At 63.7% G+C, this 17,131-nt stretch carries 15 protein-coding genes; 3 read left to right on the top strand and 12 right to left on the bottom strand.

Features of this window, described 5'->3' with window-relative positions; translation table 11 throughout:
• Positions 1-10: 10 nt before the first annotated feature.
• From RUH75_RS02535 to RUH75_RS02500, 8 genes are all read right to left on the bottom strand, one after another.
• Positions 11-988 (bottom strand): NADPH:quinone oxidoreductase family protein, encoded by a 978-nt coding sequence (locus RUH75_RS02535; RefSeq protein WP_313801876.1) that lies wholly within the window; start codon positions 986-988, stop codon positions 11-13.
• A 3-nt stretch (positions 989-991) separates the two neighbouring features.
• On the bottom strand, positions 992-1,648 hold the full coding sequence (locus RUH75_RS02530) for a nuclear transport factor 2 family protein (protein WP_313801875.1): 657 nt from the start codon (positions 1,646-1,648) through the stop codon (positions 992-994).
• 2 nt (positions 1,649-1,650) lie between these two features.
• Positions 1,651-2,658 carry an LLM class flavin-dependent oxidoreductase gene (locus RUH75_RS02525; RefSeq protein ID WP_313801873.1) on the bottom strand — a complete coding sequence of 336 codons (1,008 nt, stop codon included), beginning with the start codon at positions 2,656-2,658 and terminating at the stop codon, positions 1,651-1,653.
• 26 nt (positions 2,659-2,684) lie between these two features.
• On the bottom strand, positions 2,685-5,081 hold the full coding sequence (locus RUH75_RS02520; RefSeq protein ID WP_313801871.1) for a CoA transferase: 2,397 nt from the start codon (positions 5,079-5,081) through the stop codon (positions 2,685-2,687).
• Between the two features lie 150 nt (positions 5,082-5,231).
• Positions 5,232-5,885 carry a flavin reductase family protein gene (locus RUH75_RS02515; RefSeq protein WP_313801869.1) on the bottom strand — a complete coding sequence of 218 codons (654 nt, stop codon included), beginning with the start codon at positions 5,883-5,885 and terminating at the stop codon, positions 5,232-5,234.
• Positions 5,886-5,900: 15 nt separating this feature from the next.
• Positions 5,901-6,710 carry an enoyl-CoA hydratase/isomerase family protein gene (locus tag RUH75_RS02510; protein ID WP_313801867.1) on the bottom strand — a complete coding sequence of 270 codons (810 nt, stop codon included), beginning with the start codon at positions 6,708-6,710 and terminating at the stop codon, positions 5,901-5,903.
• 95 nt (positions 6,711-6,805) lie between these two features.
• The gene (locus RUH75_RS02505) at positions 6,806-7,540 is read right to left on the bottom strand and encodes a TetR/AcrR family transcriptional regulator (RefSeq protein WP_313801865.1); all 735 of its coding nucleotides are present in this window, start codon (positions 7,538-7,540) and stop codon (positions 6,806-6,808) included.
• Positions 7,541-7,709: 169 nt separating this feature from the next.
• Complete coding sequence (locus RUH75_RS02500) at positions 7,710-9,758, bottom strand: PQQ-dependent dehydrogenase, methanol/ethanol family (protein ID WP_313801863.1); 2,049 nt, start codon at positions 9,756-9,758, stop codon at positions 7,710-7,712.
• Positions 9,759-9,927: 169 nt separating this feature from the next.
• On the opposite strand from RUH75_RS02500, the gene RUH75_RS02495 reads away from it, so the two are divergent.
• From RUH75_RS02495 to RUH75_RS02485, 3 genes are read left to right on the top strand one after another with little or no spacing between them, the layout of a single operon-like run.
• Positions 9,928-10,698, top strand: a complete 771-nt coding sequence (locus tag RUH75_RS02495) for an enoyl-CoA hydratase/isomerase family protein (protein ID WP_313801861.1) — start codon at positions 9,928-9,930, stop codon at positions 10,696-10,698.
• Between the two features lie 6 nt (positions 10,699-10,704).
• Entirely contained in the window at positions 10,705-11,133 is a 429-nt protein-coding gene (locus RUH75_RS02490) for an OB-fold domain-containing protein (RefSeq protein ID WP_313801859.1), read from the top strand.
• A 3-nt stretch (positions 11,134-11,136) separates the two neighbouring features.
• Entirely contained in the window at positions 11,137-12,324 is a 1,188-nt protein-coding gene (locus RUH75_RS02485; RefSeq protein ID WP_313801857.1) for a thiolase C-terminal domain-containing protein, read from the top strand.
• Here RUH75_RS02485 and glgX read toward each other — a convergent pair.
• The 4 genes from glgX to RUH75_RS02465 all read right to left on the bottom strand — a co-directional run.
• Positions 12,308-14,185, bottom strand: a complete 1,878-nt coding sequence (glgX, locus tag RUH75_RS02480) for a glycogen debranching protein GlgX (protein ID WP_313801855.1) — start codon at positions 14,183-14,185, stop codon at positions 12,308-12,310. The genes RUH75_RS02485 and glgX overlap by 17 nt on opposite strands.
• Positions 14,182-15,624 (bottom strand): glycogen synthase GlgA, encoded by a 1,443-nt coding sequence (glgA, locus tag RUH75_RS02475; protein WP_313801853.1) that lies wholly within the window; start codon positions 15,622-15,624, stop codon positions 14,182-14,184. The genes glgX and glgA overlap by 4 nt, the downstream gene beginning before the upstream one ends.
• A gap of 19 nt (positions 15,625-15,643) precedes the next feature.
• On the bottom strand, positions 15,644-16,903 hold the full coding sequence (gene glgC, locus RUH75_RS02470; RefSeq protein ID WP_313801851.1) for a glucose-1-phosphate adenylyltransferase: 1,260 nt from the start codon (positions 16,901-16,903) through the stop codon (positions 15,644-15,646).
• Positions 16,904-16,953: 50 nt separating this feature from the next.
• Positions 16,954-17,131: alpha amylase C-terminal domain-containing protein (locus RUH75_RS02465; RefSeq protein ID WP_313802074.1), on the bottom strand; the 178-nt coding region annotated here is incomplete at its 5' end.

The following is a 17,131-nucleotide window of genomic DNA, read 5'->3' as shown; positions in this document are numbered from 1 at the left end:
AATGGATGGCTTAAGCCACCTCGATCACGACCTTCCCCTGTATCTTCCGGTCCATCATCCAGCGGATCGCTTCCCGGCTCTGCTCAAAGGGAAAGCGCTTGCTGACCGCCGGACACAATCCACCCTCCGCATACCAGCGATAGAGCTGCGCCATATTCGCGGCATGAAGATCGGGTTCGCGGCGGCTATGCACGCCCCAGGTCACGCCGACGATGGAGGCCGTTTTCACCAGAGGCAGGTTGAGCGGAATTGCCGGGATCGTGCCCGCCGCAAAACCCACGACCAGATAGCGCCCGTCCCAGCCCATCGTGCGAAAAGCCGGTTCAGCCAGCGCGCCGCCGACGGGATCGAAGATCACATCGACGCCGCGCTCGCCCGTCAGCGCCTTCACTGCCTGCTTGAGGTCAACCTGCGCATAATTGACCGTCTCATCCGCGCCATGCGCCCGGGCCAGCGTCAGTTTTTCCTCGCTCGAAGCAGCCGCGATCACATGCGCGCCCATCAGCTTGCCGACCTCCACCGCCGCCAACCCGACGCCGCCAGCCGCGCCCAGCACCAATAATGTTTCGCCCGGCCGTAACCGCCCCCGCTGCTCCAGGCCATGGAGCGCCGTCGCATAGACCATGGTGAAACCCGCCCCGATGTCGAAGCCCATGCTCTCGGGGATCACCGTCGTCCGAAAGGCGGGCGCGATGGCGAGTTCGGCAAAGGCGCCCTCAAAGGGGATCGTCGCCACCCTGTCCCCAACGCGCAGCCCTTCGACACCCTCCCCCACAGCATCGATGACGCCCGCTGCCTCGCTGCCCGGAATGAAGGGCAAGGGCGGCTGCCGCTGGTAAAGGTTCTGGATCATCAGCGCGTCGGGGAAGTTGACGCTGGCTGCCTTCACCCGGAAACGGATTTCCCCCGGCCCCGGCACCGGTTCCGGCACATCGGCAAAGCGCAATTCCTCCGGTGGGCCATGATGCTCGCACAGCAGCGCGCGCATCGATCAGATTCCTTCGAACTGCTGGCGCATCTTGTAGTAATCGTCGTTCGGATATTTCTCGCTATGCTGGCCCGCGGGCCATTGAGCATAGGTCGTTTCCGAGGGAAAAGCAGGCGATGTATAGTCCGACAGCCCCCGGCGACGAATGATTTTCCACTCCCCGTTACGCCGTTCCAGATCGTCCAGATAGCGCCCCTGGAAGAACTGATCCTCCTCCCCCGTGCCATCCTTCCGGTCGCGGCGATGCTGCGCGAAATAATAGCATTCGGAAAAGGCCTTATCCCCCCTCACCTCGACCGAGACGTTGGAGATATGGTGGCAGGCATATTTGAGGGCCGAGACGATCTTGAAGGCAAAACCGACGAAATCGGACGATTTTCCTTCGAACCTGCCGTGTTTATGCGTCGATTCCGGCCAGAACAGCGACTTCATCAGCGCTTCATCCGCCCGGTCATTGGCGCGGGCATAAGCAAAGAGAATCTCGGTGATCGCCTGCTTGGATTCGATCACGTCCAGACGATCGGCCACGCTCATCGGCTTGCCCTTCCCTTTTGCGGTCGCGGCCGAAGCCTGCCCCACCGCCGCCAGACCAAAGGGAACGGCCAGCATGGCGGCCAGCGTTCCGCGACGATTTTGGCTTTCCAGATCAGATATGGCCATGCTCATTCTCCCGCTATTTCCAGCAGGCCCGGCTCGGCCTTCAGACGGGGCAGCACTTCCTTTTCGAACAGGCGCAGGCTGCGCCAGGAAACCTCGGGGTCAAGGCCGCCCAGCAGCGCATGGAAGGTGACCGCCGTGCCGCGTCCCAATTGCTTGAGGTAAGCGAAACACTCGTCCGGGGTCAGCACCTTGATATTGGGCATGGCCTTCAGCCCCTCGATCGTTTCGGCGGGCTGATAGCGGGTCTGCCCGGTGCCGCGCTCCTTTGCCCATTCGGCATAGGCGTTGGTGGCATAGGCGACATGCGGCGCGACCAGCGGCCAGTCGCGATCGGGATCATCCGATACATAAAGGAAGCTCGCCGCAGGCTTGCGCAGTTCCTCCGGCGGCCCGAAGCCCGCCTTCGCCCGCTCTTCCTTGTAGAGCGTGAAGAGGTCGGGATGGCCGGGAAAATATTGATAGCCTCCCTTGGCCGCGCGGATGGCGGACTTGTCGGTCGATCCGCCCATATAGATTTTCGGCCCACCCGGCGTCGCCGGTGCGGGCGTCACGCGGACAGTACGGCCACGGAATTCGAACGGCTCGCCGGTCCACGCATTTTTCAGCGTCGCCATCGCCTCGTTCATGATGGCGAACCGCTTGGTCATGTCGCGGTCGAACATCTCGAACTCATGGGGGCGATAGCCCATGCCCGCGGTCAGCCAGATACGGCCCGGCGCGATATTGTCCAGCACGGCCAAATCCTCGGCCAGACGCAGCGGATCGTGCATCGTCACCACCAGCGCCGAGAGATGCGCGACGATATTCCGCGTGGCGCCCAGGATCGAGGCCGCCTGTATCATGGAGGACGGACAATAACCCCCTTCCGCGCCATGATGTTCGGCCAGGAAGACCTGCGTGAAGCCCAGCCTGTCGGCCCATTGCGCCTGCTCGATCGCGGTACGGTAGAGCGCAGGATGGGAGGCACCGAAATCCGGGCGGTTCATGTCGTAGCGAAGGTTCAATTGCACCTTTCGGTTCCTCTCTTCTTGTCCTGTCAGGCGGCGGAGACGCGCGACTCGATGCGACCGGTGACGTCAGCCGCCTGCATCGCCTTGCGGTTCTCTATCAACGCTTCGATCTCGGCGTCCGAATAGCCGACCTCGCCCAATATCTGCCGCGTATGCTCGCCCAAACGCGGCGCTGAACCCTTGGCGAAGCTGGGCGTAAGGCTGAAATGCATGAAGCTGCCGAACTGGCGGACATGGCCGTACATGGAATCGAAATTCTCTATCACCCTGTTACTGGCCGTCGCCCAGTCCTGCCAAAGCGCTTCGCGGACCCAACTGGTTTCGCGGGCGATTTCGCTGGGCGCGCCGGCAGCCTCCAGCAGGGCATGGGCGTCTTCGCAGCTCTTGTCCGCGAAGAAAGGCTTCAGTGCTTCCAACAGCACCGCATCATTGGCGGAACGGTCGCGCGCCGTAGCGAAGCGGGGATCGCGCAGCCATTGTTCCTGCCCGACGGCCTTCGCCAGAGCGGCAAAGCGCTCATCCGACCGGCAGGAAATGCAGAGCCAGCCATCGGTCGTCCTGTAAATCCGGTCGAGCGCGTTGAAACCCGCCTGTTCCTGATCGAGCCGGAAGCCATAGACGACCTTTTTATCGGCATCGAGGAAATGTTCTGAGGTGGTCCAAAGGCTCGAATGAAGCTGCGGAATCTCCATATAATCGCCCTTGCCGGTGACGGAGCGATGTTCGAGCCCCATAAGGATGCCCGCCGCGCCGAGGAAGCCGTTATTATAATCCTCATTGCCGAAGACCGCGCGGGTCGGCGGATTGCCTTCACCGCCGCCTTCATAGAGCAGACCGGTCCAGCCCGATACCAAGGGCGCGAAACTCTTGAGCAGCGATTTCGGCCCCTTCGAGCCATAGCCCGGCAGATAGACATAGATGAGGCGCGGATTAATCTTCGACAGCGCTTCATAGCCGATGCCGAGCTTGTCGGCCTTGCCGGGGCGCAGATTATGCGTAACCACATCGGCCGTCGCCACCAGCTTGAGCGCCGCTTCCAGCGCCTGCGGGTCCTTGAGGTTGAGCACGATGTCGCGCTTGCCGCGCTGGGCCGCGTCGAAACAGTCGGGCAGCGGGCGCATCTGGTCGCCGCCGGGGGTTTCGATCTTGATGACGTCCGCGCCCAGATCGGACAGCAGGCGACCGCCATAGCCCACGGCGAAAAAGGAGGAGAAATCCACCACCCTGATGCCTTCCAGCGGGCGATCAAGCGGCTTACCGTCGGCGGCGAGCGCTGCGCGGCGGCGGGCGATAAGGTCAGCCAGCGCGGCATTGTCGGCACCCACTTCCGGCGCGGGCCGGGGGGCGGCGCAGGGCGCATTCGTCATGCGCACGGCAGGCGCGGCCTGATAGATGGTGCCGAAATCCCTGTCCGGCATGGCGACGCGCTGGCCGACAAATTCCACCTGATCGTCCAGCAGCACTTCGGCCGGTTCCAGCACCGGGAGCGCCGCCACGTCCGCCGCGTGGAACAGCGAAATCCATTCGGCGCGCGGTCTGGTCTTGAAGGCGTCGAAAATCTCGACGCGGGCGATATGATATTCATCGTCGGTCAGCGGCACCGACATTTCCGGCGCCGTCACGGTTTGAATCCGGTCGCCAAAACCCAGCACGTCCATCGCCGCCTTGAAGCCGCCCTGCCCGCCCGTGTGCATCTGGAGATACAGGCCGTCCCCGCATTCGAACATGCCCGTCGCCAGCCGGGTTTTCCCGAAACGGTCCACCGCGCCGGAATCGCCCGCCTTGATGTAGCTGATGCCCTCTTCCTGCCACCAGTTGTTCATGGGGGATTGGGCGAGCATGGCATCGAGCAGCGATGCCTCCACGCGCTGCCCCTTGCCGATATGGCGGCGGGCCCGAACGGCGGACAGCGCGCCGATCACGCCCAGAAAAGCCTGCCCATAATGCAATGCCGGATGGCCGAGATAGACCGGGCCAAGCCGGAACGAGCTGGAGCGATCGATCATCGTCCCCAGCAGCGCGGCGGCAAGCGATTCCCCATGGGGGCGGCCGGCAAAGGGCGTGTCGGCGCCATAGGCGGTGAGCGCGCAGACCACCAGTTCGGGGAAATCGCGGGCCAGGCTCCCGCCATCCAGGCCGAGGGAGGCCGCATCCTTTTCATCCAGCGCGTGAATGAAGATGTCCGCCCCTTCCAGCAGGCCCCGCAGGGATTCGAGGCCCTCCGCAGCCCGCACATCCAGCTCGACGCTGCGCTTCGACCTGTCCCAGCTCTTGCGGCTCAAATCATGGGCGAAAAAGGCGCCGCCTTTCGGCTCGACCTTCAGCACGTCGGCGCCATGATCGGCAAGCAGCATGGCGGCAATGGCGACAGGCATTTGATCCGCCAGTTCAATGACGGTCAGATGATCCAGGGGACCGGGCATCTCATCACTCCTATGGCGGGCTGACGCCCGCTGCCTTTTGGGAATTATATTTATGGCCTCGCATCTTCCGACGGATCGAAAAATGCTCTTGGATGCAAGAAACACCAGTTCGACCCCAAGTGCAAGTAATTTTGCACCATAGGTTCAAATTCATTCGGCCGCCTTGTCTTTCGCCGCCAGTCGCGACGGGTCATAGTGGGGGCGGTTCATCTGGAAACTATCGCTGTTGCGCACATACCAGCCGCTGCCATGGGTACGGCCGATCAGCTTCATCGCCGGCGTGTCGAAATAGACCCGTTCCCGGTCGCTGATGAATTCATCACGGATATGCGCCATCAGGATTTCGCCGATCACCACGGTCTGCATCGCGCCGATATCCATGGCTGCGACCTTGCGGCATTCGAAGCTGACCGGACTGGTGGCGATGCGCGGCGGCGCGACCACGACCGAAGGCGTGGTTTCGATGCCGGCATAGTCGATCTCGCTGACGTCCGCGGGCGCATCGACGCTGCACAGGTTCATCTTCTCCGCATCCGCTTCGCAGACCAGATTCACCACGAATTCGCCGGTCGCGATGATGTTGGAGGCGGTGTTCTTGAGGCCGCGCGATGCCGGTTCCTTGAGCAGCCCCAGCACCACCAGCGGCGGCTCTGTCCCGACGCAGTTGAAGAAGCTGTAGGGCGCGGCGTTCAATATGCCGTCCGCCGACTGGCTGGTGATCCAGGCGATGGGACGGGGCGTGATCGTGGAATTGACGATCTTGTACCGCGTGACCATCGGAAGCTCGCGCATGTCGAATTGCATGGGCCGGACCTTTCCCTACTGCGCTGCCCTGGCGGCCGCTTTGGCGGCGGCACGGGCCTTGAACTTTTCCCGTGCACGCGGCACTTCCTCACCCGCCTGACATGTGTGGCAATAGACCACTTCCAACGCATGGATGGTCGCCAGATCGCTGCTTTCCGCCTGCTGGAGCAGCCGCTTGGTCAGTTCGACCGCGTGGCGATTGCCGTCACCGATCACTTTCCCCAGCGCAATGGCCGCCTCAACGGCCATCCCAGGCGCCACGACACGGCTGACCAGCCCCAGCGACAGAGCCTCTGCCGAATCCAGAGTCCGACCCGAAAAGATGATCTCCGCCGCCCGCGCCCGGCCCAGTTGTTTCGTCAGGAACCAGGCGGCGCCGCCATCCGGCACCAGTCCGAACTCCAGGAAAGGTGCCCCGAAACGCGCGTCCTCCGCGGCGAAGATCATGTCGCAGGCCATGGCGAGGCTCCACGAAACGCCAAAGGCGCCCCCTTCCACCGCGGCCACGGTCGGGATCGGCAGGGCGCGGATGCGGCTGATGATCCGCTGCCCCATTTCGAGTCGCGCCGCGAGAGCCAGAGCGCCCTCGCCCCTTGCCGGAGGCAGCTTCACATCGCCGCCATTGGAGAAATAGCCCTCCGCCCCGCTGATGATCAGCAGGCGGGCCGGCGTCGCATTTTCAAGCATATCGAGCGCAGCGGAAAATTGCTCCCACATCGCGAAGGACACCGTGTTCTTCGCGCGGGGTCGGTTAAGGACGATATGCGCGATCCCGTCATCGTTCAGATCGAACAGCAATTCGGGGGCTTCGCTCATCCCGTTCATCTCTCGCTCTCCATTCCCGCGCCCTTCGTCAGGCGCAGGAAATGACTAGCCGACAGTGCACTCCACTTCAAGTAAATTTGCATTCATGTGCAAATTCATGCAACCGCAGCCTTGGGACGCTGGATCGTGGGCAGAGCAGCCATGCCGCGTTCGGCGATGTCCTTGATCAGCGCCTCCACTTCCTTGCGCGCGGCGCCCTTGAGCGCGCCCAGCAGGCTGGTCAGATAGCTGCTCACCAGCCGCACGATCACCTCGTCATCGGGAATGCGGCCCTGCGCCCAGTCGTTGATCGTCGCATATTCGAAACGCACCAGATCCTCGACCAGCTTGTCGACTTCGACCCAGGGCTGAAGCTGCTTCTTGGCCTCCAGCACCTCGATCCACTGGCGGTTATGGTGAACCGCGGGCGAGTGCATCGCCGCCCAGATGTCATGATCGACATCGGAGCTGAAATAGAGCGCCATGATCGCGCGGATATAATTGCGGATCTTGCGGTTGCGCTGCACGACGGAGATCATGCGTTCCAGATTGTGCTGCATCGTGCCGGGCGCGCTGGCATAGGCGATGCGGCCAACATATTCGTCGAAATATTCCTGAATGGCCGACGCGATCATCCGTTCGCGCGTCTGGAAGGCGTTGTAAAGCGTGCGCTTCGCCACGCCCGCGCGCTGGCCGATCTCGTTCATGCTGAGCGCGGCTATGCCCTGTTCAGCGATGACCTTGCGGGTTTCCTCCAGAATTCTGCGCCGCCGATCGATGATCGCCGGGCTGGAATAGGTCTGGGGCCGCTCGCCGCTTTCCTTCAATTCTTCGTTCGCTTTACTCGCCAAAGTCGCTCGCCTTCATACCCAAATGACCGTCCCTTCCATGACGGGATCATAGCGGGATTGCATGAACGTGCAAATTCATCGTCCCCGGACGCAGAAAAGCCCCGCCCCGCCCAAAGGCGGAGCGGGGCAGCCAGAGGCCCGCCGGGAGTGGAGCGGACCTTGCATCTTCCTACTTTCCCTTCGGCGCGGTTTCCCGCGCGCGCTGCCGGATATAGTGGCGCAGCCCTTCCAGTTCGGCATCGGTCAGCTGGCCGAAAGACCCCATGCCCCGCGCCATCAGCGCGCCGTCATGCACCACGGATTTAAAAGTTTCGGCGTCCAGCGGCACGCCCGATTTGCGCAGGTCCGGCGCGGCGCCGCCCGCCATCATGCCCGCGCCATGGCAGATGACGCAGCTGCTGTTGTAGATGCCCGCGCCGATCTTCGCCTTGTCGGCATCCACCACGAAAGCGGGATCGTCCTGAATGGGTTCGTCTACCGGATCGACTGTGGGCAGCTTCCTGGCCCCGCCAATGGTGAAGGTCAGCAAGCGCCGCTGCTGCTGGCGATAATCCCAGTTCGGCTTGTTGGGGAAGCTGCTGCGGAAACCGGTGATGACGCTGACATATTGTTTGCCGCCAACCGAATAGCTGATCGGCGCGGACAGGATGCCGTTCTGCGCCGGATAGGACCAGAGCTTGCGCCCGGTCTTTGTCGAGAAGGCGTTGAGCATGCCGTCATTGGTGCCCTGGAACACCAGATCGCCCGCCGTCGCCAGCGTTCCGCCGTTGAACACACCGGGCTGTGGCACCGACCAGGCAATCCTGTTGCCGGCGACGTCATAGGCGACGAGCTTGCTGACGGCGGCCGGCGGGACGAGGTTCGCAGGCGGCGCGCCAAGACCCGTGTTCACCATCATGCCGGGCTTGTAGTTCCAGTCCTTGAGGTTCGCCGGATCGGTGACGACGCGCCCGCCCTCCATGACCGGGATATAGCTGTAACCCGTCTTCGGGCTGAACGACATGGCCTGAATCCCGTGCGCGCCGTTGGGGAAGGGATACATCATGAACGCCGATCCATTGGGATAGGCCGCCTCCGGATTGAGTTCCGGCCGTCCGGTCGCCGGATCGATGCGCTTGGCCCAATTCTGCCGGGCGAACTCGCCGGCCTGGATGAATTTGCCGGTTTCACGGTCGATGGCATAGAAAAAGCCGTTCTTCGGCGCATGCATCAGCACCGACCGTTTCCTGCCGCCGATCATGATATCGGCCAGTTCGATATCCATCGCGTCGTTCCAGTCATAGCTGTTCTCAGGGTTCACCTGATAATGCCAGACATATTCGCCGGTCTTCACGTCCAGCGCGACGATAGAGGAAAGGTAGAGATTATCGCCACCGCCGGGGCTGCGGATCTTCTGGTTCCATGGGAAGCCATTGCCGGTGCCCAGATAGATGCGGTCATATTTGGCGTCATAGGCCATGGCGTGCCAGACGGAGCCGCCTCCGCCGAACTTCCACCATTCGCCGGTCCAGGTCTTGGCGGCGGCTTCCATCGCCTTGTTCTCGAACCCCTTGGCCGGATCGCCGGGCACGACATACCAGCGCCAGGCTTTCTTTCCGGTCTTGATGTCATAGGCGGTCACATAACCGCGAACCGGACTGTAATCCGCCCCGCCAAAGCCGATCACCACCTTGTCGCCCGCGACCCATGGCGGGCCGGTGATATAGCCACCCTCGGCCTCATCGAGCGTCTTGACCGACCAGCGCGGCTTGCCCGTCCGGGCATCGACCGCAATCAGGCGGCCTTCGCGGGTGGCGGTGAAAATGGTGCCGTCCTTGTACGCGATGCCGCGCGTGCCCCAGCCGGCGCGCATACGCCATTTGGCTTCAGGCTGGCTCGCCACGTCGGGATCATATTGCCAGAGCAGCTTGCCGGTGCGCGCATCGACCGCATGGACGACGCTGAGCCCTACGGCGAAATAGATGACCCCGTTCACCGCCAGCGGCTGGGTATAGCTGTCATAGCTATCGACATCATAGGACCAGGCGAGGCCAAGCTTGCCGACATTCGCTTCGGTGATCTGCTGGAGCGGGCTGTAATGCTGTTCGCTGTCGTCACCGCCAAAGCTGGACCAGTTGACCGCGCCGGGACCGGCACCTTGGGCCGAACGGGAGATGACACCGGTGGAGAGCGAGAGAGCAGCGGCGCCCGCCGCCAAAACCGATAATCCTGCCTTCATGGGTCCCATCCTCTTGTCGGGGGCGTCGAGCCCGTCTTTTCTTGCACCATCGTGCAATATTATGGACTTGTCAACGCGACTCATCGATTGACAGGAACGCAGTGCCAGCTTTAATATTGCACTAAAGATCATATTTCAGGAGCAGGATCGTGAACCGTGGAGCGCCCCTATGACCGTCCGAGTCGAAAGGCAGGAGCAGGTCGGCGTGGTCACGCTCGACCAACCGGGGCGGGCGAACGCATTCACCATGGCGATGCGCGAGGAAATCTGGCGCGCTTTTGACGATCTGGCGGAAGATGACGCCATCCGCGCCCTCATCCTGACCGGCGCCAAGGGCCAGTTCTGCTCAGGCGCCGACACCGGCGACATGGGCCGGCAGGACACGGCGGCCTTCCTGCGCCGGATGCGCTGGCTGCACCGGATGGTGAAGGCGGTCAGCGGCATCCGCAAGCCGGTGATCGCGGCGATCGACGGCGCCTGCGTCGGTGCGGGATGGAGCCTGGCGCTGGCCTGCGATATCGCCATCGCCACGCCGGGGGCGCGCTTTTGCCAAAGCTTCGGCAGGATCGGCTATGTGCCCGATGCAGGGGCCGTATGGCAGCTGAGCCGCCTGGTCGGCCCGATGCGCGCCAAGGAGATCGTTTATTCCGGCCGCATGATCGATGCACCCGAAGCGCTGAGCCTGGGGCTGGTGCTGGAACTGGTCGAGAGTGATGCATTGATGGCGCGGGCGCTGGAGATGGCAGGGTCGCTGGCGCGAGGGCCGACGCTTGCCACCGGCATGGCCAAGCGGCAGTTCGAAGCGGCTCAGGCCCTTTCCCTCGACCAGTATCTGGAGCTGGAATTCGCCATGCAGCCGTTGATGGCAACCACCGAGGATCATCGGGAAGGCCTGTCCGCAGCGCGGGAAAAGCGGCCGCCGCAGTTTCGAGGGCTTTGAAGATCCATGCCGGACACAAACTCTCCCGAGCGCCCCCTGCCCCTGCCCGATCCGCTGTCGGAGCCTTTCTGGGCAGCGGCCCGGCGCCATGAACTGCATATGCAGACATGCGACGCGTGCGGGCGCATGGCCTATCCGCCCGAGATCGCCTGCCGCGCCTGTGGCGGGACTGAACTGCGCTTCACGCCAGTATCCGGGCGGGCGGCGCTGCACAGCTGGACGGTTCTGCACGATCCGCCTTCACCCGGCTTTCGCGACCGTCTGCCGGTGATCCTGGCGGTGGTGGAACTGGAGGAACAGGCGCGCCTGCTGATGAGCAGCGACCTAGTCGGCATCGCGCCCGAGGCGTTGCGCATCGGCCTGGCCCTTGAAGCACGGTTCGAGGATGTGACGGACGACTGTACGCTCGTGCAATTCGGTCCGGCGGAGCACTGAGCCATGTGGGACTATCGGGACAAGGTGGCCATAGCCGGGGTCGGATACAGCAAGCTGGAACGGCGGTCGGATCGGACATTGGCCGCATTGACGCTGGAAGCGTGCGATGCGGCGCTGGCCGATGCCGGGCTGCAACGCAGCGACCTTGACGGCATTGCGACGTCGCCATCCATGCCACGCTATGGCGGCAGAAAGGGTGTGGACGAAGGGATCGACGTGGTGACGCCCTGGTATCTGGCCGGCCTGCTGGGCGTGGGCCCGGCCGTGCAATGGATCGGTTCCACCAACGGCATGGTGACGCAGAGCCTGATCGACGGGGCGCTGGCCATCATCGCCGGGCTTTGCGACCATGTGCTGGTCTATCGCGCGCTGCATGTGCCCGATGGGCGCTATGTGAATTTCGAGTCCCCTGATGCCGTGGGAGCAGATCAATATCTGGCGCCCTACGGCTTCAGCATGCCGCCTGCCTGGGCGGCGGTCGTGCTGCGCCGTTATTTCGAACTATATGGCTATGCCCGGTCGGACTTCGCCACCTATATCGCCGGCAACCGCGCCAATGCGCAGCTCAATCCCCATGCCTATTGGCGGGGCAGGACGATCATGGCGGAGGATTATCTGAGCAGCCGGATGATCGCCGATCCCATATCCATCCTCGACTGCGACATTCCGGTCGACGGCTGTTGCGCCCTGATCCTGACCTCTGCCGAACGGGCGCGGCACCTGCGCCAGCCGCCCGCGTTGCTGACCGGATTTGCCGCATCCACTTATCAGGGGGCGGGCGGCACGCCGATGAATCTTGAGGATATGCGGGATGGCGCGAAGGATGTCGCGCGCAGACTGTGGGCCGCTACCGGCCTGTCGCCCGCGGATGTGGACAACGCGCAGCTTTATGATGGTTTCAGCGTGCTGGTCCTCACCTGGCTGGAGGGCATGGGCTTCGTTGGCGATGGCGAAGGCCTGGCCTTTCTGCGGGAGGGGCAGGGCAAGCCAGGTGGCAGATTGCCGATCAACACGGGCGGCGGGGCACTGGGCGAGGGACGGCTGCACGGCATGACGCAGCTGGCCGAAGCGGTGATGCAGGTCACGGATCGGGCCGGCGCGCGGCAGGTGCCGGGCGCGTCGCGATCGCTGGCGACGATCTCCAACGGGCTGGCGAAATCAACCGCCTTCCTGTTCAGCAGGGATGGGTAGGCGGGACGGGCAGGATCGTCCGGGCCGGCACTTCCATGACGCCGAACAAGCGGGGCCGATCCGTGCCGTTGACATAAAGGGTGAGCCCGGACGCGCGATATCGCATCGCCAGACTGCGCCGTTCCGGGTCCTGCCATTGCGCGACGGACAACGGCTCCCCCTGTTCGTCCATCCATTCGACATCCGCATCGGAAAGCCAGCGCGTCCCGCCAAGGTCAGACTGCGAAGCGCGCAGGCTCGCAAGAGTGAAGGCATGAGCCTGAACCTCCCGATCGCGCCCGATCCAGTCGACCCAACCGACCGCATTATCCTGCGCATAGGCATTATTATTGCCCTGCTGCGTGCGACCGAATTCATCGCCCGCCGTCAGCATGATGGTGCCGCGGGAACAGAACAGCGTCGTCAGCAGCACCTTGATGTCCCGCTGTCGCGCCGTCTGGATGGCCGGGTCGGCGCTTGCCCCTTCCACGCCATTGTTCCAGCTGAAATTCTCGCCATGGCCATCGCGGTTCTGCTCGCCATTGGCCTCATTGTGCCTGCGTTCATGGGCCGTCAGGTCCGCGAGCGTGAAACCGTCATGCGCGGCCAGGAAATTCACGGAGCGCGTGGCCGGGGCGTTACCGAATATGTCTGATGATCCAGCGAGCCGCGTCGCCAGAGCGCCAAGCATTCCCCCGTCACCGCGCCAGAACCGCCGCACGTCGTCGCGATAACGGTCGTTCCATTCGAGCCAGCCTTCCCCGAAATGGCCAAGCTGATAGCCGCCGGGACCGATATCCCACGGCTCCGCAATCAGGATGCGGCTGGCCAGCAGCGGATCGGCGCGCATCGCTTCCAGCAGCGGCGCCCGCGCATCGAAACCGGTCAGCGAACGCCCCAGCGCCGGAGCGAGATCGAAGCGAAATCCATCCACGCCCGCCCCGTTCACGAAATGCAGCAGCGAATCCAGGATCAGGCGCCGCGAGATGGGATGATTGCAGTCGATGCTGTTCCCCGTGCCGGTATCGTTGATCAGACGGCCATCGGGTTCATGCCGAAAATAGCTGCGCGCATCGAGGCCGCGCAGCGACAGCGTCGGCCCGAACATGTCGCTTTCCCCGTCATGATTATAGACCATGTCGAGGATGACGCCGATCCCGGCTTCGTGCAGCGCCTCCACCGCGCCGCGCAGTTCCGCCATGCCGCCGGGGGCCAGCCGGGGATCGAGCGCGAAATAGCTGACGGGATTATAACCCCAGGCATTGCGCAGGCCGAGCGGCCCCAGATGCCGCTCATCGATCCAGGCGTTGATCGGCATCAATTCCACCGCCGACACATGCAGGCGACGCAGATGATCAATGATGGCGGGATGGCCCAGGGCCGCTATGGTCCCGCGCTGCCTCTGGGGAATGTCCGGGTGCAACATGGTGAAGCCACGGACCTGCACTTCGTAGATCAGGCCGCCAGGACGGAATATCGGCGGCTGCGGGGCAAGAGGTGGAAGCGGCGCCGTCACCACCGCTTTGGGCATCAGCGGCGCGGTATCCTTCCCCTCGCCTCTTCGCGCCGCCAGAGCCGGATCATGGGCGAACGCCCGGTCGATCGCTTTCGCATAGGGATCGATCAGCAGCTTGTCCGGATCGAACCAGAGTCCTGCCACCGGATCATAGGGGCCGTCCGCCCGGATGCCGTAGCGCGCGCCCTCGCCCATGCCCGGCACATCGATGGACCAGACGCCCTCCCTATCCCGCTCCATGGGCAGGCGCGTCTCTTCGTCGTCGGCATCGAACAGGCAGAGCCAGAGCCGATCGGCATCGGGCGAATGAACGCGAAACCGGGTTCCCTTCCCATGAAGGTCCGGCCCAAGCGCCCTCGGGCTCATTCCGCCTCCCGGACCAGCGCGCGGAACAGTTCGGCATAGCGCGCCGCGCTGTGGGTCCAGGAAAAATCGGCGCGCATCCCCGCCTTCTGCATCGCCCGCCAATCGGCCTTGTTCGCATGCAGCCGGACAGCCCGCGTGATGGCGCCGTGCAGCCCCAGCGGATCGGATGACGGGAAAACGATCCCCGTCGCAGCCCCGGCGTTCACCGCCGCCTCATTGGCATCGATGACCGTGTCGGCCAACCCGCCGATGCGCGCCACGACCGGCACGCAGCCGTAACGCAGCCCGTAAAGCTGGGTCAGGCCACAGGGTTCGAAACGCGAAGGGATCAATATGGCGTCCGCCCCCGCCTGCATCAGATGGGAGAGAGGTTCGTCATAGCCGATCTGCGTCCCCACCCGGCCGCGATGCCGGTCCGCCGCGGCAAGGAAAGCGCCCTCCAGCGGGTGATCGCCCGATCCCAGAACCGCCAGCTTGCCGCCCTGTCCCACCAGATGATCGATCGCGCTCATCACCATGTCCATGCCCTTCTGCCAGGTCAGGCGGCTGACGATGATGAACAGCGGCGCATCATCGCGATCCAGGGCGAAGCGCGCCTCCAGCGCCCGGCGGTTCGCGCTGCGCCCGCCAAGTGTGCGCGCGCTGAACGGCTTGATGATCAGCGGGTCGGCCATCGGGTCCCAGATGGCGGTATCGACACCGTTCAAAATGCCGTGCAGCCGGTCGGCCCGCCCGTTGATCAGGCCATCCAGCCCCATGCCATGGACGGAAGAACGAATCTCGTCGGCATAGGTCGGACTGACGGTCGTGATGGCATCGGCGGAAACCAGCCCCGCCTTCAGATAGCCGGTGCCGCCATAATATTCGACGCCGTCGACGCCCCATGCTTCGGGCGGCAGGCCAAGATGCGTGAAGATATCCGCGCCGAAACGCCCCTGGAACGCCAGATTATGGATCGTCACCACCTTGGGCACCGCATGAGCGGGACCAAAGCGCATATAGGCCGCCGTCATCGCCGCCTGCCAGTCATGCGCATGAACGAGATCGGGCCGCCAACCCTTCAGCCCCTCGGCGGCTATGTCGGCGCCAACACGGGACAAGGCGGCGAAGCGTTTCCAGTTGTCGCCCCATTCCCCCCCGGCGGGGTCGCCATAGGGCCCACCTTCGCGCGCGAAGAAATCGGGCGCGTCCAGCACCAGCAGGTCGAGTTCCCCGACCCTGGCGGCGAGAACCGCCGCAGGCGCGCCGAACAGCGCGTCATAGCGCCGCACCGCCTTCGCCTTGCCCAGCCGTGGCAGGACGGAGGGATAGCCCGGCACCAGCGTCCGCACCCCCATGCCATGGGCGATCAGCGCGCCGGGAAGCGCACCGGCGACATCGGCCAGTCCCCCCGTCTTGATCAGCGGATAGATTTCGGACGCGACCGAAAGGACCTGCATCGAAGCCGTCTTGCCCAAATCAGTCCACCAGCCGTTCGATCATATATTGGGTGATCAGCGTCACGCCGCTGTCGGTGCGGCGGAAACGCCGCGCGTCATGGTCGGGATGCTCGCCCACGATCAGGCCCGGCGGGATGATGACGCCCGAATCCAGCACGCATTTATGCAGCCGCGCGCCACGCCCGATCACGCAGTCCGGCATGATGACGCTTTCCGTGACTGATGAGAAGCTGTGCGTCCGCACGCCCGAAAAGAGCAGGCTGCGATGGAGCGACGAGCCGGAAACGATGCAACCGCCCGCGACCAGGGAAGACGTGGCCGACCCGCGCCGCCCCTCCTCATTATGGACGAATTTGGCGGGTGGCGTGACTTCGGAATAGGTCCAGAGCGGCCAGCTGCGATCATAAAGATCGAGCGAGGGCACCACATCGGTCAGGTCGATATTGGCCTGCCAATAGGCATCGATCGTGCCGACGTCACGCCAATAGGGCACGGGTTCGCTTTCGGCGCGCACGCAGCTGCTGGAAAAGCGGTGGGCGACGGCTTTGCCATGTTTGACGATGTGCGGGATGATGTCGCCGCCGAAATCCCGCTTGCTGTCGCGGTCATCCGCGTCCCGGCGCAGTTCCTCTATCAGAAAGGCGGTGCTGAACACGTAAATGCCCATCGACGCCAGCGCCATGGCGCGATTGCCGGGGATGCTGGGCGGATTTTTCGGCTTTTCGACGAAGGCGGTGATGACGTCCTTTTCATCGACATGCATGACGCCGAAGCCACTGGCCTCCTTCACTGGCACTTCCATGCAGCCGACGGTGACGTCCGCGCCGCTGTCGACATGCTGCTGGAGCATCAGCTCATAGTCCATTTTATAGACATGGTCGCCCGCCAATATGACCATATATTCGGGCGCATAGCTTTCGATGATGTCGATATTCTGGAAGACGGCGTCGGCCGTGCCCTCATACCACTGGCTTTCCGACACGCGCTGGCTGGCGGGCAGGATGTCGAAGCTTTCATTGCGTTCGGGCCGCAGGAAGTTCCAGCCGCGCTGGAGATGGCGGATCAGCGAATGCGCCTTGTACTGCGTCGCGACGCCGACGCGCCGGATGCCGCTGTTAAGCGCATTGGACAGCGCGAAGTCGATGATCCGCGCCTTGCCGCCGAAATGGACGGCTGGCTTGGCGCGCCTGTCGGTCAACTCGCCAAGCCGGCTGCCCCGTCCCCCGGCCAGCACATAGGCCATGGCGTCACGGGCGATCGGCTGGTTTCTGGGTGGCATCGGCATCCTCTCCTTCATGCCCGCGATCGCTTGGCGCGCGTCCGTCGGTTTCAATAGTCCAGTTCCAGCATCAACGTGCCGAAAGGCGGGATGGTGATATTGGCCCATCCTTCCTCATCGGCGGCGACGACCCCCATATTCCCTATGCCGCTGCCGCCATAATCGGCCGCATCGCTGTTCAGGATTTCACGCCAGCGTCCAGCGCAAGGCAAGCGCATCCTGTAGCCC

It is taken from the genome of Sphingobium sp. (assembly GCF_032153725.1).
GTDB lineage: Bacteria > Pseudomonadota > Alphaproteobacteria > Sphingomonadales > Sphingomonadaceae > Sphingobium.
This window is presented reverse-complemented; position numbering and strand designations above follow the sequence as displayed.

What these genes read in the sequence shown, in the direction of transcription:
- RUH75_RS02490 (WP_313801859.1), top strand. Translation starts at nt 10,705, where the DNA reads ATGCCGGACACAAACTCTCCCGAGCGCCCCCTGCCCCTGCCCGATCCG.
- RUH75_RS02495 (WP_313801861.1), top strand. Translation starts at nt 9,928, where the DNA reads ATGACCGTCCGAGTCGAAAGGCAGGAGCAGGTCGGCGTGGTCACGCTC.
- RUH75_RS02515 (WP_313801869.1), bottom strand. Translation starts at nt 5,885, where the DNA reads ATGCAATTCGACATGCGCGAGCTTCCGATGGTCACGCGGTACAAGATC.
- glgA (WP_313801853.1), bottom strand. Translation starts at nt 15,624, where the DNA reads ATGCAGGTCCTTTCGGTCGCGTCCGAAATCTATCCGCTGATCAAGACG.
- RUH75_RS02510 (WP_313801867.1), bottom strand. Translation starts at nt 6,710, where the DNA reads ATGAACGGGATGAGCGAAGCCCCCGAATTGCTGTTCGATCTGAACGAT.
- RUH75_RS02530 (WP_313801875.1), bottom strand. Translation starts at nt 1,648, where the DNA reads ATGGCCATATCTGATCTGGAAAGCCAAAATCGTCGCGGAACGCTGGCC.
- RUH75_RS02535 (WP_313801876.1), bottom strand. Translation starts at nt 988, where the DNA reads ATGCGCGCGCTGCTGTGCGAGCATCATGGCCCACCGGAGGAATTGCGC.
- glgC (WP_313801851.1), bottom strand. Translation starts at nt 16,903, where the DNA reads ATGCCACCCAGAAACCAGCCGATCGCCCGTGACGCCATGGCCTATGTG.
- RUH75_RS02500 (WP_313801863.1), bottom strand. Translation starts at nt 9,758, where the DNA reads ATGAAGGCAGGATTATCGGTTTTGGCGGCGGGCGCCGCTGCTCTCTCG.
- RUH75_RS02520 (WP_313801871.1), bottom strand. Translation starts at nt 5,081, where the DNA reads ATGCCCGGTCCCCTGGATCATCTGACCGTCATTGAACTGGCGGATCAA.
- RUH75_RS02485 (WP_313801857.1), top strand. Translation starts at nt 11,137, where the DNA reads ATGTGGGACTATCGGGACAAGGTGGCCATAGCCGGGGTCGGATACAGC.
- glgX (WP_313801855.1), bottom strand. Translation starts at nt 14,185, where the DNA reads ATGAGCCCGAGGGCGCTTGGGCCGGACCTTCATGGGAAGGGAACCCGG.